A 14,994-nucleotide genomic window follows, 5' to 3' on the forward strand; every position below is an offset into this window, starting at 1 on the left:
TAAAACGTTTCGGCGATGATAACACAGTCAACACTGTAGCCTCCACCCTGCCACCAAATCGGCTCAACATTCACTGTTATGATTGGTTGCCATGAAGTTGGTTGTTGATAATGAAATCAAATACATTGGCTTCTAGGCCGAGCTTTTGCGCATATATTTCAGTAAATGCCATCACGCTTTTCACATAATTACGTGTTTCATAGTACGGTATGGTTTCAATCCATTGCTCAAGAGTCATATTGCTATCTGAATCACTTTTAATCCAACTGCGAACTTTACCTGGTCCCGCATTGTATGCCGCTGTTGCCAAGACAATGTTGCCATCGAACTTGTCCAGCAGGTAACGCAAATATTTAATACCAAGACTCACATTCGTCTCTGCATTGATGATTTGCTGTGAAGAGAGTTTGCTGCCATAAACATATTTTGCTGTATATGGCATGAGCTGCATTAAGCCTAGCGCGCCGACTCGTGAGGTCGCATCTTGCATAAAAATACTTTCTTTACGAGCAATCGCATATGCCCACGCCACATTGACCTGTTGTTTTTTGCTTTGCTCGTTGAAAACATCTTTCAATGGCATGGGAAAACGGGCGTCAACATCATCCATGCCCTCGGTACCACTTAACGCCGCGATAGCCCGGTCATACCAACCTTGCTGATAAGCCCATTTCGCTGCCTGCAATCGCGTGTCTTCGTCTAAAGTAGCAAGCCAAGCATTCCACTCGCTACGAGCATTACTAAAGCGCTTTAACGCAAACAACTCCATCGCACGTTGTGCCGCAGGAAACCGTTCGGCATCGTCAAAGTTGTGCTGTTTCAGTTTAATAGGCTTGTTATTTAACGACGCTTTACTCCCTAGTAAAGTCGATGCCAAAAAGCCGTAATAGCTTCGCTCCTTGCTAACCTTTGTATATAACGGAATAGCCTTTTCCTTGTCACCCACTAACGCCAAACTGCGCCCCTGCCAATATAGCCATTGATCATCATTTTGCTCTGCGTCATTAAAGTGTTTTAATTCTTCATTCAAGGTTTTAAAGTCACCTTGACGGACAAGGTTTGCTAACCGTGATTGCAATGCTTTATCGCTAATGTCCTGACTTTGTAAGCTCTGAAACCAACTGATAGCCATTGGATCTTGAGACCGAGCAATGGCCGAGACTAATGAATCCAACACTTGCTGTTTAAACAAAGGTGTTAGCTGCCCTTTCTGCTCGAGTTGCTCATACGTGCTTAACGCTAACGTTTCGTCTTTGTAAGACAAACGACGAATACCATAAACGATCACCATAATTTCTTGTTTGTTGAGTTTTTTAAACTGATCAAGATTCGCAACGCGCGCTGGATTTCGACGAATGTCTGAAAATATCTGCCAAATATATTGCTCCTCTGTCGGTAATAGCTTTGCCAAATAGCCCATTAAGCTGTAACTACGTTTTTTACTGGCGAGCATAATTCGCTGCCAAATAAGTTCAGGAGAGCGATAACCTGCATCAGCCCATTTTTTTAACACAGGATCACAGCTATCAGGCAAGGACTCGCCGTATAACCAAATGCTATTCACTTTAGAAAAGAGCGCTTTTTCATCCCCTCCTAAAGCAAGCTTATTATCTATATATTGACAGGTTAAATCCTTATCACTGGTACCTGTGAAATATTTCACAAAACGGTTTTTATCCTTTTGCTTACCAAGATAGCGTAACCAAGCACGACGCAATGACCAGTCAATCGGCGTGCCTCGATATGCCGTGAGAACGGCATTGATCTCAGTCTCATAGCTAAGGTCTATGTTTCGTTTTAATTGCGCTAATTGAAAGTAGCCGATTAGAGGATAACCTTGCAGTTTTTCCAGAGTCTCTTTATAAGCATCTGAACCAACGTCAAAACGCTGTGATTCGGCTTCAATAAATAGTTTCCTTAATGCTTCGCGCTGTTCATCGGCCCCTGCAGCGACAGCAAAAAAAAGGCTTAGACTTAATACTAGGGTAACAAAATGCATACAGATTATTTCCTCCTTAAGTCTATTAATTTTAGTCGTTGATAACTAAAATAACCGAGGTTTTATCATATTATTTAAGTAAGCGCGGTATGTCAGAAGCAACTTTTGCAAAAGCAGATCATACATTAGATGCCATCGGTTTACGGTGTCCTGAGCCGGTGATGATGGTGCGTATGAATATTCGAAAAATTGGTATCGGCGAAACCTTATTGGTACTTGCAGATGATCCATCAACTACTCGCGATATACCAAGTTTTTGTGAGTTTATGGAGCACGAACTCGTCGCCAAGGATACGGATTCAGGTACCTATAAGTATCTTATTAAGAAAAAGTAGTTCGTCCTATTATCGCGACCCATACTTAGCTAGCGATTGACGATTTATGGTTTTACGACCGAGACAAAAAAGCCCGCATAAGCGGGCTTTTTAATTCTATTAATACCGTGAATTATTGCAATACCGAAATATCAGCAACATTAAAGAAGCTTTCGCGGATTTGGCTTAGTAACGTTAAGCGGTTTACTTTAACCTGTTCATCGTCAGCCATTACCATGACATTATCAAAGAATTCATCGATTACTGTGCGCAAACTGGCTAGTTGAGTCAGCGCTTGTTTGTAATCTTTATTAGCAAACAATGGCTCAAGCTCGCCAGATAACGCCGTAAATGCTGTCGCTAACGCTACCTCTTGAGGCTCGGTCGCTAGGCTATTATCAAAGCTTGCTAATAACTCACCGTCAAACTTAGCTAGGATATTACCAACTCGTTTATTGGCAGCAGCAAGTGCCTGAGCTTGCTCTAGCTCACGGAAGTAACTTACCGCTTTAACACGTTGATCAAAGTCTAATGGTGCAGTTGGAGTTTTCGCTAATACGGCTTGGATTACATCAACTTTGATACCTTGCTCTTGATAGTATGCGCGGAATCGACCCATTACAAAGTCAATTACATCTTGTGCAGTATTGGTGTTTGTTAACTTATCACCGTAGCTCGCAATACTCACATCAATAAGGTCGGCAATGTCTAACAACAATTGCTTTTCAATGATAATGCGGATTAAGCCAATCGCTGCACGACGTAATGCAAATGGGTCTTTATCGCCTTTCGGAGGTTGGTTAATACCAAAGATACCCACTAAGCTGTCAATTTTGTCAGCAATTGCCACAGCCGCACCAATGTTGCCTTCAGGTAATGCATCCCCAGCAAAGCGCGGACGATACTGATCTTCTAGCGCTTGTGCTACATCAGCTGGTTCACCATCGTGCTCTGCATAATATTTACCCATGGTACCTTGCACTTGCGGAAACTCTAGAACCATTTCGGTCATAAGATCAGTCTTACTTAACAAACCAGCTCGATAGGCGTTATCAGCATTTTCAGATAAACACGCGGCAACATGCTTAGCCATAGCGGCAATACGCTCTGATTTGTCTTTTAAGGTGCCAAGCTGCTTTTGGAATAAAACATTCTCTAGGCTTGCTAAACGCGATTCTAGAGAGTGCTTTTTATCAGTTTTAAAGAAGAATTCCGCATCCGCCAAGCGTGGACGAATAACCTTCTCATTACCCTTAATAACTTCTTCTGGTTGCTTTGATTCAATGTTTGTAACAAAGATAAATTTATTCAAAAGCTCACCATCAGCACCTTCTACTGGAAAGTATTTTTGGTGATCTTTCATTGAATAAATCAACGGCTCTGCAGGCACTTGCAAAAACTCTTCATCAAAGCTGCCCACTAAAATAGAAGGCCATTCGTTAATTGAAGCCACTTCATCAACTAGTTCATCATCAAGTAGCGCCTTACCACCTAGCTGCTCAGCTGCAGCATTAACGTCTGCAACGATTTGTGCACGACGGCTATCATAATCAGCAACCACATAAGCTTGCTTTAATGCGGTTTCATAATCGTCTGCGTGAGCTAACATCACGTCACCTTGGTGGTGAAAGCGATGACCTTTAAGAATATTGCTCGACGCGACACCTAAGATTTCACCGCCAATAACATCGGCACCAAACATCATGGTGATCGTGTGAACAGGGCGAATAAATTGAATACGGCTGCTACCCCAGCGCATTGGCTTTGGTACAGGCAGTTTATTTACAGCCGTAGCCACAATGTTAGGTAGTAAATCAGCGATCGTTTGGCCTTTCTCTGTTGCCTTATGTAGTAACCACTCACCTTTATTGGTAACTAAGCGCTCCGCTTGGTCAACCGTAATGCCATTTGAACGAGCCCAACCCTCGGCCGCTTTGGTTGCCTTACCATCACTGTCAAAGGCAACGTTTACTGCAGGTCCACGTTTTTCAACTACCTTGTCTTGTTGTACTGCAACGAGCTGATCTAATTTCACCGCTAAACGACGAGGTGATGCAAACCATTTACCTTGGCTATAACTCAAACCGGCTGCATCAATTTGCTCAATGATTGATTGATAAAAAGCTGTCGCTAAAGTTTTTAATGCTTTTGGAGGTAGTTCTTCGGTTCCTAACTCAACTAATAAGGTCTCTGTTGTCATTTATTTCTCCTCGCCCTGCTGTGCTTTACAAAGCGGGAATCCAAGTTCTTCACGAGCGGCATAGTAGGCTTCAGCACAAGCTTTTGCCAATGTTCTTACGCGTAAAATATAACGCTGGCGTTCAGTCACCGAAATAGCATGGCGTGCATCAAGTAAGTTGAATGCATGCGATGCTTTCATTACTTGCTCATAAGCCGGTAATGGTAACCCTAGCTCTATTAGCTTTTGGCTCTCTTTCTCACATACGTCAAATTGATTAAATAACGCATCAACGTTGGCGTGTTCAAAGTTATAAGCTGACTGCTCTACTTCGTTCTGATGGAACACATCACGGTAATAGATTTTACCCATAGGACCGTCTGTCCAAACTAAGTCGTAAATGCTATCAACATTTTGTATGTACATAGCCAAACGCTCAAGACCATAAGTGATTTCACCAGTGACTGGCGCACACTCTAAACCACCTACTTGTTGGAAGTAAGTAAACTGAGTGATCTCCATACCGTTTAGCCAAATTTCCCAGCCTAGGCCCCACGCCCCCAAGGTTGGTGACTCCCAGTTATCCTCAACAAAGCGAATATCATGAACAAGCGGATCGATACCTAACTGACGTAGCGACTCCAAGTACAAATCTTGAATATTTTTCGGCGATGGCTTTAACACAACCTGAAATTGATAGTAGTGTTGTAAGCGGTTTGGGTTTTCACCATAACGGCCATCGGTCGGACGTCGACAAGGTTGCACGTAAGCACTACTCATAGGCTCTGGGCCAATTGAGCGTAAAAATGTCATCGGGTGGAATGTACCAGCGCCAACTTCTAAATCGAGAGGCTGAACAATAACACAGCCCTGCTTAGCCCAGTAATCCTGCAACTGCAGAATGAGGCCTTGAAATGTTTTGATATCGTAGGTGCTCATGAATACCTGTACTTTATTGTTTGACAGAAATGGCGCTAATTATAGCGATTGTTTAGTTAATAGCCTAGCCCATTTTCAGCTAAATTCGCCACAATACAATCTTTTACAGCGCCTATTAAATTAATATTAGGGCATAAATAATAAACCCGGCTTAAGCCGGGTTTAGAGACGAAATTAGGCGTAATTTACACGTCTAAGTTTTCTACGTTCAATGCATTGCGCTCAATGAACTCACGACGCGGTTCAACGTGATCGCCCATTAAGGTATTGAATAGCTGGTCAGCAGCAACCGCGTCTTCAATGGTAACCTGCAACATTCGACGCGTTTCTGGATCCATAGTGGTTTCCCATAACTGCTCAGGGTTCATTTCACCCAAACCTTTATAACGCTGAATGTACTGGCCACGCTCTGCTTCTTTTAGCAACCAAGTACGTGCCTGTTCAAATGTTTTAACGGATAAAACTTTTTCACCACGCTTAACATAAGCACCCTCTTCCATTAAGCCATTAATCGCTTCATTTAAGCTCATAATAGCCTTAAATTCAGATGATTGGATTAGGTCATAGCCAAGCTTATATACAGTGTCTATACCGTGCATACGAACGTTAATGGCAGGGTAATAAATATTACGTTCTTGGTCGTGTTCAACCGTTACCGAATAAATTGACGAACTGTCGCCACTTTCTTCAAGTAACGCTACAAGCTTGTTGCTCCATGTTTCTACAACCGTTTTATCAGAAAAGAGTTCTGGAGTTATCGCTTGCGCATAAACCAATTGCGTTAAGATAGCCTCAGGTATTTGACGAGAAACACGCTTGATAATAGTCATGGTATCTCGGTACTGATTAAATAAATTTTCCAAGGCAATGCCTGATAATGCTGGCGCACTCTCATTGACATGAATAGATGCATTCTCTAACGCTAAGGTTGTGAAGTACTCTTCTTTTTGCTCATCGTCTTTTAAGTAACGCTCTTGCTTGCCTTTCTTCACTTTGTAAAGTGGTGGCTGGGCAATATACACAAAACCACGTTCAATGATTTCAGGCATTTGACGATAGAAGAAGGTCAGTAGCAAGGTACGAATATGCGAGCCGTCGACATCGGCATCGGTCATTATAACGATTGAGTGGTAGCGCGTTTTATCTGGATCATATTCATCGCGACCAATACCACAGCCCAAGGCGGTAATTAAGGTACCGACTTCTGCTGAAGAAATCATTTTATCAAAGCGTGCCTTTTCAACGTTAAGAATCTTACCTTTCAATGGCAGTATTGCTTGATTCTTACGATTACGACCCTGCTTGGCTGAACCACCCGCAGAGTCACCCTCCACAATATATAGTTCAGATAACGCTGGGTCTTTTTCCTGACAGTCTGCTAGCTTACCTGGTAAACCAGCAATGTCTAAAGCGCCTTTACGACGAGTCATTTCGCGCGCTTTGCGTGCTGCTTCACGAGCACGGGCAGCATCAATAATTTTCATGATGATGGTTTTTGCCGTGCCTGGGTTCTCTAGCAGATAATCACCTAGCTTTTCACCCATCGCTTGCTCTACTGCGGTTTTCACTTCACTCGAAACCAACTTATCTTTGGTTTGTGATGAGAACTTAGGATCAGGCACTTTCACTGAGATAACCGCTGTTAGACCTTCACGAGCATCATCACCGGTAGCGCTAGTTTCGCCACCGCCTTTGGCTTTCTTATTCAAACCTTCTTTGGTCATGTAAGAATTCAAAGTACGTGTTAATGCGGTTCTAAAGCCACTTAAGTGAGTACCACCATCACGTTGCGGAATATTGTTAGTGAAACAGAAAATATTTTCTTGGAAGCCATCATTCCATTGCATCGCAACTTCAACAACGATACCGTCTTCTCGTTCTAAGTCGAAGTAAAAAATTTCTTCGTTAACTGGCGTCTTGTTGGTATTCAAATAATCAACAAACGCTTGAATACCGCCTTCGTAAAAGAAGTGGTCTTCACGACCATCACGCTCGTCAATCAGACGAATCGAAACACCAGAGTTTAAGAAAGACAACTCACGAATACGCTTAGCGAGAATATCATAATGGAATACAATATCAGAGAAGGTTTCTCCGCTTGGCCAAAAACGCACAGTTGTGCCTGTTTTATCGGTATCACCAACAACTTTTAAAGGCGCTTGAGGTTCGCCCATCGCGTAAGTTTGTTCATGAACTTTACCTGCTCGGCGAATTGTTAATTCTAGTTTTTCACTTAGCGCATTTACTACCGATACACCAACACCGTGCAAACCACCCGACACTTTATAGCCAGAATCTTCACCGCCAAATTTACCACCGGCGTGAAGGACAGTTAAGATAACTTCGGCAGCTGACACGCCCTCTTCAGGGTGAATATCCGTCGGAATACCGCGGCCATCATCTCTTACAGAGACAGAACCGTCACCATGAATCTTTACAATAATATCTTTACAATGGCCAGCTAACGCTTCATCAATTGAGTTATCAAGAACCTCAAAAACCATATGGTGCAAACCAGTGCCATCGTCTGTATCACCGATATACATGCCTGGTCTTTTACGAACAGCATCTAGGCCCTTTAAAACCTTAATACTGGACGAATCATAATTTTTTTCTTCACTCATGTTCTTCGCCTTGCGTTATTTCCTTTATTACGCCATGTTTCACGTGAAACATTTTATAATTCTCTTGCTCAGGAAGCATCGCTTCTAGAGCGTTTTTGTCTATTGCAGTAATAAAAAGCTGACAAGTTAATTCACTTATGGCTTTTGCCAACACTGCCCTTGATTGACTATCCAGCTCCGCGCCAATATCGTCAATAAGGATTATTGGTGCAATATGCTGACTGTTATAAATTAAGTTCGCTTGCGCTATCGTTAATGCCATCAAAAACAGTTTTTGTTGGCCTCGTGATAGCACTTGCTCAATCGCCATTTTTTTATAGCTAAACTGCACATCAAACTTATGTGCACCAAACAAACTGTAGCCGTATTTGAGCTCTCGCAACTCATTTTCAGCGAGTACCTCTGCCAAATCTCGTTTCGCTGGCCAACCTCGCTGATATTGTAAACTGATGTTATCCGCTAGTTGCGGCATAATAGTGGCAAGCCATCTATTTAATTCGTCGCTCAGTTTAGCTATATACTGCTCTCGCACTCGGGCGATGAGCTCAGAGTGCTGACAGAATACTTGATTATAATAAGCAAGTTGCTGCCCACTAATGCGCTGTTTTAAACACGCATTACGCTGTAACAAAATCTTTTTGAAATCGCGCCACACCGTTACAAAGGATTGTTCCACGTGAAACAATCCTAAATCGATAAATTTGCGTCGCTCTTTCGGCCCACCAAAAAACAAACGAAATGTTTCCGGTGTAATGACTTGCACCGCAACATGCTTAGCCAAGTCAGATAGGCGAAACTTACTATCGCCATTAATCTTTATTAAAAAATCACCTTGTCGAGTGCGTTGAACACCAAGCCGGTGATTCTGGTCATCTCGAGCGCTTACCACAAACTGATCTTGTTGCTGCTCTATTAAGTTTTCAATCTTAGTGGTCCGAAAGGATTTACCATGACCGAGAAAGAAAATACTTTCAAGCAAGCTACTTTTACCACTGCCATTATCACCAACAATTAAATTCAGTTTATCCGAAAACTCTATGTGATTAGACGACAAGTTCCGAAACTGGTTGACGATTAATGTCTGTATACTCATTCAAAAATTACAAACGCATCGGCATGATCACATATAGTGCCTCGCCGCTTTCCTGCCCTTCAACCAAGACACTCGAATTAGCATCCGACAACGTGAACTTAACATTGTCATCTTTTATCGCATTTAGTACATCCAAGATGTAGCTGACATTAAAACCAATTTCCAAAGCATCGTAAGCAAAATTTATTTCTAGGTATTCTTCTGCCGATTCCTGCTCAGGGTTATTGGCGGTTATCTTCAATTCACCATCGGAGAAGTTTAGGCGAACGCCCTTAAACTTCTCGTTAGACAAGATCGATGCACGAGATAAAACTTGCTTCAAATCTTCTTTATCGGTGATCAGTATTTTATCGCCATTGCGTGGCAGTACACGACGGTAATCAGGAAAACGACCATCAACAAGCTTACTGGTAAATGAAAAGTCACTATCGATTAAACGAATGTGATTACTGCCCAACATGATTTGTACATCATCATCAACTGGATCAAGTAAGCGAATTATTTCTAAGATACCTTTGCGAGGAACTATCACTTGGCGCTCAGGTAGATTTAAGTTTTCACCAGCAATCTTACAAATAGCTAAACGATGGCCATCAGTGGCAACACTGCGAATTTCATTATTTTCAGTTTCTATCGACATGCCGTTTAGGTAATAACGTACATCTTGGTTAGCCATAGAAAAGTGCGTACTTTCAATCAAACGCAACAGTTGCGACTTTTTCAGCTTAAACTCTACATCGCCCTGCCACGACTCCGTATTCGGAAAGTCATTTGCCGGTAATGTTGCTAATGAATAACGAGAGCGCCCTGATTTCACCTGAATGGTATCGCCTACTAACTCAAACTCAATCAACGCCTGATCAGGCATGCTTTTACAAATATCCAATAACTTACGTGCCGGCACCGTTACTCTACCGTCAGGACCTTGATTATTCACGTCAGTGCTAGACACCATTTCAAGTTCTAAATCTGTGGCAAGCAAGGTAAGTGACTGCCCACTAACATCAAGTAGAATATTGCCCAAAATAGGTAAGGTGCTTTTACGCTCTACGGCACCTGAAACTAATAATAACGGCTTTAATAGTGCGTCCCTAGTTAACGAAAATTTCATTGTTATAATACCTTGTTACGATGATAGTGTTCTGATTAGGTTAGAGTAATCTTCTTTAATATCATGCGACTCTTCACGAAGCTCTTTTACTTTGCGGCATGCGTGAAGCACCGTAGTATGATCGCGGCCACCAAAAGCATCACCAATTTCTGGTAAGCTATGGTTAGTCAGCTCTTTAGCTAAAGCCATCGCGATTTGGCGTGGGCGAGCAACCGAACGATTACGTCGTTTCGATAAAATATCGGCCACTTTAATCTTATAATATTCAGCAACCGTTTTTTGAATGTTGTCTATGGTTACTAATTTATCTTGCAATGCTAGTAAATCTCGCAATGCTTCGCGAACAAAATCGATGGTAATTGGTCGCCCCGTAAAGTTGGCATTAGCAATAACTCGGTTTAATGCCCCTTCCAATTCGCGCACATTCGATCGCAGGCGTTTAGCAATAAAAAACGCTACTTCATCAGCGAGATTAATACTACTCTCTTGTGCTTTGCGTTTAAGAATAGCCACTCGAGTTTCCAACTCCGGCGGCTCAATCGCCAGTGTTAAGCCCCAACCAAATCGAGATTTAAGCCTATCTTCAACACCTGATATCTCTTTAGGGTATCTATCACTGGTTAAGATAATTTGCTGGTTACCTTCTAACAAGGCGTTAAAGGTGTGAAAGAATTCTTCTTGAGTACGCTCTTTATTGGCGAAAAATTGAATATCATCGATTAATAACGCGTCGACGCTACGATAGTACTGTTTAAAGTTCTCGATTTCGTTGTTTTGCAGTGCTTTAACCATATCCTGAACAAAGCGCTCTGAATGCATATAGGCAATTTTCGCATTTGGCTTATTACGCAAAATACCATTACCAACAGCATGCAGTAAGTGGGTTTTACCTAAACCCGTGCCACCATAGATAAATAATGGATTATAGGCTTGACCAGGATTGTCAGCGACTTGCGAAGCCGCTGCGCGTGCTAATTGGTTTGATTTACCTTCAACAAAGTTATCAAAGGTATATTTGTCACGAACATTGGTGGTTTTCGGAATATTCGGTTCAACTGGAGCAACCGGTGATGCAGTCCCTGTACTGGCAGCAAAGTTTTGTGCTACTTCATTAGCAACGGATGAGCTTTGTACTGGTTTACTACCAACATCAAAGCGCACTTCTGGTGGATTAGCATCAGCCATAGCCACTAACTGAGTAATTCTACTCAGGTACTTCTCACGCACCCAATCCAACACGAAACGGTTAGGGGCGTACAATGTCATTGTATTTCCATCGACAACACATTGTAGAGGTCGGATCCACATACTAAACTGCTGTGCGGGTAATTCTTGTTCAAGAACCGACAAACAACTTTGCCAGAGTGAATGTTCCACTCATAAACTCCTGTGATGATCGTTTGCACATCTAAAAGACATAACAAACATAAAAGGTGCCAAGGCTTAATCGAAGTTAGTGCAATGTTAACTGCGATGCCAAACATCAGGCATTTCGATACGTTGGTTGGACGCGATCTAGCTTATTTTTATATACCTATAAGGGTCATTATCACAAGACTTATCCACAAGTGCAATAAGGCTTTTTGATTTATTTTTACAGCCTCTGCAAAGATAAAAACTAATGCTTATAAATCAGTGGTTTACAAATAATTTTTTTTGCTAATTATACGTTTAAAGAGGGCGATTATTGTTTCTTGTAAAATTACAGAATTAAAGATATTTTCAGCTAGCAAGGCGCAACTGTTACAAAACTGTGGACAATAGGCGATAAATAGCTCAATTACGCAAGGATCTAGCTAATCCATTATGACCGCTGATTATCAATCATAATGATCAACGCATCATTACCTATATATCACAGGTCGGCCGATATGATCGTTACGCTCTGTAATAACCTAACTTGCTTAAGATCGTCATCTGTTGAGCCGAAAAAACCATTAAACACCTGATATTAAAGAGATTTAATATTATTTTCATTACCCGTCAACTCATGATGATGATCGACTTTCGATCAATAATGATCATTATTAGATCCGCAAACTATTATTGTTGGATTTTTCAGCTATTTTTTTATTGATAGGCGTTGACTTTGATTGTCTTTCTATTTAGAATTCGCCCTCAATTTTTAACTCTGTGCTCCGGAAACGTTTGTTTTCGAGTAGCAAACAAACCAAACGGATAAACAGGAAAAAGTATCATGAAAAGAACTTTTCAACCTTCAGTACTAAAGCGTAAGCGTACTCACGGTTTCCGTGCTCGCATGGCAACTAAAAACGGCCGCGCAGTAATTGCACGTCGTCGTGCAAAAGGTCGTGCTAAGCTTAGCGCTTAATCCTTATATATTAGTTATAAGGTAAGTAACCCAAATGGGTCACTACGAATTTAACCGGGAGTCACGCTTGTTGACTCCTGGTCATTTCAAACAAGTCTTCGATAACCCATCTCGTTATGGCTCTAGCCATTTCACCATACTTATTACCTCTAATACCGTCAAAAAACCCCGTCTGGGTATGGCAATCGCGAAAAAGCGTGTAAAGTTAGCCGTAGAACGCAACCGTATGAAGCGTCTGGTTAGAGAAAGTTTTCGCACCAATCAACATAAATTACCTGCCGTAGACCTGGTTGTTATGGTAAAGTCGGGTATTGATCAGCTTGATAATGCTCAGATTACTCAACAATTGGAAAAAATATGGCGGAAAATCAAACAGCGACACAAAAGCTCGCAATAATCCCCATAAAAGCCTATCAAAAATGGCTTAGTCCATTGTTGGGTAATAATTGCCGATTTAATCCATCTTGTTCAACTTATGCGATTGACGCTATCGATCGGTTTGGTGTTCTAAAAGGTGGTTGGTTAGCAAGCAAACGTATATTAAAATGTCACCCGCTTCATCCGGGTGGTGAAGATCCCGTTCCTAAATCGAAACAAGAGAACTAATACATTATGGAATCACAACGCGGTTTACTTTTTGTTGGCCTGTTGGTTGTCAGTTTTTTACTTTACAACCAGTGGCAGGTTGATAATGCGCCTAAACAAACGCCAACCGAAACAACTCAACAAACACCACAAGGTACAGCTGATACGTCTGCTAATACCGATTCAGAATTTGTGCCGTCATCTTCAGATACTGCTAGCGAAGTTAATCAAGAAGTTAGTAAAGGTGGTGTTATTACCGTTGCCTCTGATGTGCTAGAACTTAAAATTAACACTCAAGGCGGTGATATTGTTGCGGCAAATTTACTGGCTTTTGAAACCGAACAAGGTAGTGGTATCCCGATGCCAATTCTTACCGAACAAGGTTTTAATTATGTTGCACAAAGTGGCTTAATTGGTGCTCAAGGTCCAGATGCAAACGTTGCTGGTCGTCCTATTTATAGCGTCAACAACGACCAACTCACCATGGCTGATAGCCAAAATCAATTAGTTGTCACATTAACTCATAATGCAAATGGCATTGAAGTGGTGAAAACGTTCACCTTAACTCGTGGCAAATACGATGTTGCGGTTGATTACTTAGTGAAAAACCAATCAGCGGCAAATGCATCTGTACAAATGTACGGTCAACTTAAGCAATCGGCTTTTGTTGATAGCGAATCATCAATGATGATGCCAACATACCGCGGTGCAGCTTACTCAACATCTGAAACCCGTTACGAAAAATACGACTTCGATGATATTGAAGATGCAAACCTGAAAGAAACCACACCAGGTGGTTGGGTAGGCATGTTACAGCACTATTTCGTATCGGCATGGGTGCCTGGCCAACAACAAACTAACCAATTATACACACGCTTTTTAAATAACAGCGGTGAAGCGGTTATCGGTTTTAAAGGCCCAGTAGAGACCATTGCAGCAGGAAACGAAGCGCAACTTTCATCAACATTCTATGTAGGTCCAAAGGATCAAGAAAAACTTGAAAAAATTGCTGAAGGCCTCGACTTAACGGTTGATTATGGCTTCTTGTGGTTTATTTCACAGCCATTATTCTGGTTACTACTTAAAATCCAAGCTCTTGTTGTTAACTGGGGTGTAGCTATCATTGTAATCACGATAATCGTGAAAATGTTCTTATACCCGCTAACTAAAGCGCAGTACACCTCGATGGCAAAAATGCGTAAAATTCAGCCGAAAATGGCGGCATTAAAAGAGCGCTATGGTAATGATCGTCAAAAAATGTCACAGGCGATGATGGAGCTTTACCGTAAAGAAAAAGTGAATCCTGCCGGTGGTTGTTTACCATTGCTAATTCAAATGCCTATATTCCTTGCATTGTACTGGGTATTTATTGAGTCGGTTGAATTACGTCATGCACCATTTGCTCTATGGATTAATGACTTATCAAGCATGGATCCATATTTCATCTTACCTATTCTGATGGGTGCATCTATGTTCTTGATGCAAAAACTTCAGCCAGCGATGACCACCGATCCAATGCAGCAAAAAATGATGCAATGGATGCCTGTATTCTTTACCTTCTTCTTCCTGTGGTTCCCTGCAGGCTTGGTATTGTACTGGTTGGTATCGAACGTAATTACCATTATCCAGATGCTGATTATTTTCAAATCAATTGAAAAAGCCGAAGCGGCTGGTAAAGCATAATTTGCATAAGCATCTAACCCTGCATTCTTTTTAATGTATAAAGGCCTTACCTATGTAAGGCCTTTTTATTGTTATTAGTTACTGATGTGGCACAGCCATATATCCTAAGCGCTGTCTTGTAAAAATACTCACAAA

Annotated in this window: 12 protein-coding genes; 5 read left to right on the forward strand and 7 right to left on the reverse strand. The window is 41.7% G+C overall.

Annotated elements, in window-relative coordinates:
* Nucleotides 1-76: 76 nt before the first annotated feature.
* Nucleotides 77-1,999, reverse strand: a complete 1,923-nt coding sequence (locus ACAX20_RS14755; protein WP_371187419.1) for a transglycosylase SLT domain-containing protein — start codon at nucleotides 1,997-1,999, stop codon at nucleotides 77-79.
* Nucleotides 2,000-2,088: 89 nt separating this feature from the next.
* Here ACAX20_RS14755 and tusA point away from each other — a divergent pair, with 89 nt between their 5' ends.
* Nucleotides 2,089-2,334: a sulfurtransferase TusA gene (gene tusA, locus ACAX20_RS14760; RefSeq protein WP_371187421.1), complete on the forward strand. Its 246-nt coding sequence runs from the start codon at nucleotides 2,089-2,091 to the stop codon at nucleotides 2,332-2,334.
* A gap of 112 nt (nucleotides 2,335-2,446) precedes the next feature.
* On the opposite strand, the gene glyS is transcribed toward tusA, so the two are convergent.
* The 6 genes from glyS to dnaA all read right to left on the reverse strand — a co-directional run bounded on the left by glyS (nucleotide 2,447) and on the right by dnaA (nucleotide 11,636).
* Complete coding sequence (glyS, locus tag ACAX20_RS14765; RefSeq protein WP_371187423.1) at nucleotides 2,447-4,513, reverse strand: glycine--tRNA ligase subunit beta; 2,067 nt, start codon at nucleotides 4,511-4,513, stop codon at nucleotides 2,447-2,449.
* The gene (glyQ, locus tag ACAX20_RS14770; RefSeq protein WP_371187425.1) at nucleotides 4,514-5,431 is read right to left on the reverse strand and encodes a glycine--tRNA ligase subunit alpha; all 918 of its coding nucleotides are present in this window, start codon (nucleotides 5,429-5,431) and stop codon (nucleotides 4,514-4,516) included. It abuts the gene before it with no gap.
* A 185-nt stretch (nucleotides 5,432-5,616) separates the two neighbouring features.
* Nucleotides 5,617-8,055, reverse strand: a complete 2,439-nt coding sequence (gene gyrB / locus ACAX20_RS14775) for a DNA topoisomerase (ATP-hydrolyzing) subunit B (RefSeq protein WP_371187426.1) — start codon at nucleotides 8,053-8,055, stop codon at nucleotides 5,617-5,619.
* Nucleotides 8,048-9,148 (reverse strand): DNA replication/repair protein RecF, encoded by a 1,101-nt coding sequence (recF, locus tag ACAX20_RS14780; protein ID WP_371187428.1) that lies wholly within the window; start codon nucleotides 9,146-9,148, stop codon nucleotides 8,048-8,050. The genes gyrB and recF overlap by 8 nt, the downstream gene beginning before the upstream one ends.
* A gap of 7 nt (nucleotides 9,149-9,155) precedes the next feature.
* On the reverse strand, nucleotides 9,156-10,259 hold the full coding sequence (dnaN, locus tag ACAX20_RS14785; protein WP_371187430.1) for a DNA polymerase III subunit beta: 1,104 nt from the start codon (nucleotides 10,257-10,259) through the stop codon (nucleotides 9,156-9,158).
* Nucleotides 10,260-10,274: 15 nt separating this feature from the next.
* Nucleotides 10,275-11,636: a chromosomal replication initiator protein DnaA gene (gene dnaA / locus ACAX20_RS14790; RefSeq protein ID WP_371187432.1), complete on the reverse strand. Its 1,362-nt coding sequence runs from the start codon at nucleotides 11,634-11,636 to the stop codon at nucleotides 10,275-10,277.
* 820 nt (nucleotides 11,637-12,456) lie between these two features.
* Between dnaA and rpmH the strand changes: the two genes are divergently transcribed.
* From rpmH to yidC, 4 genes are read left to right on the forward strand one after another with little or no spacing between them, the layout of a single operon-like run.
* A complete protein-coding gene (gene rpmH / locus ACAX20_RS14795) occupies nucleotides 12,457-12,591 on the forward strand; it encodes a 50S ribosomal protein L34 (RefSeq protein WP_290251918.1) in 135 nt (44 codons plus the stop codon).
* Nucleotides 12,592-12,625: 34 nt separating this feature from the next.
* Nucleotides 12,626-12,988, forward strand: coding sequence for a ribonuclease P protein component (gene rnpA / locus ACAX20_RS14800; RefSeq protein WP_371187434.1), 363 nt, complete (start codon nucleotides 12,626-12,628; stop codon nucleotides 12,986-12,988).
* Complete coding sequence (gene yidD / locus ACAX20_RS14805) at nucleotides 12,949-13,197, forward strand: membrane protein insertion efficiency factor YidD (protein WP_371187436.1); 249 nt, start codon at nucleotides 12,949-12,951, stop codon at nucleotides 13,195-13,197. The genes rnpA and yidD overlap by 40 nt, the downstream gene beginning before the upstream one ends.
* A gap of 6 nt (nucleotides 13,198-13,203) precedes the next feature.
* Nucleotides 13,204-14,859: a membrane protein insertase YidC gene (gene yidC, locus ACAX20_RS14810; protein WP_371187438.1), complete on the forward strand. Its 1,656-nt coding sequence runs from the start codon at nucleotides 13,204-13,206 to the stop codon at nucleotides 14,857-14,859.
* The last annotated feature ends 135 nt before the right edge of the window (nucleotides 14,860-14,994 follow it).

Origin of the sequence: Thalassotalea sp. Sam97 (genome assembly GCF_041379765.1) — a bacterium.
In the GTDB taxonomy this organism is placed as follows: Bacteria; Pseudomonadota; Gammaproteobacteria; order Enterobacterales; family Alteromonadaceae; genus Thalassotalea_A; species Thalassotalea_A maritima.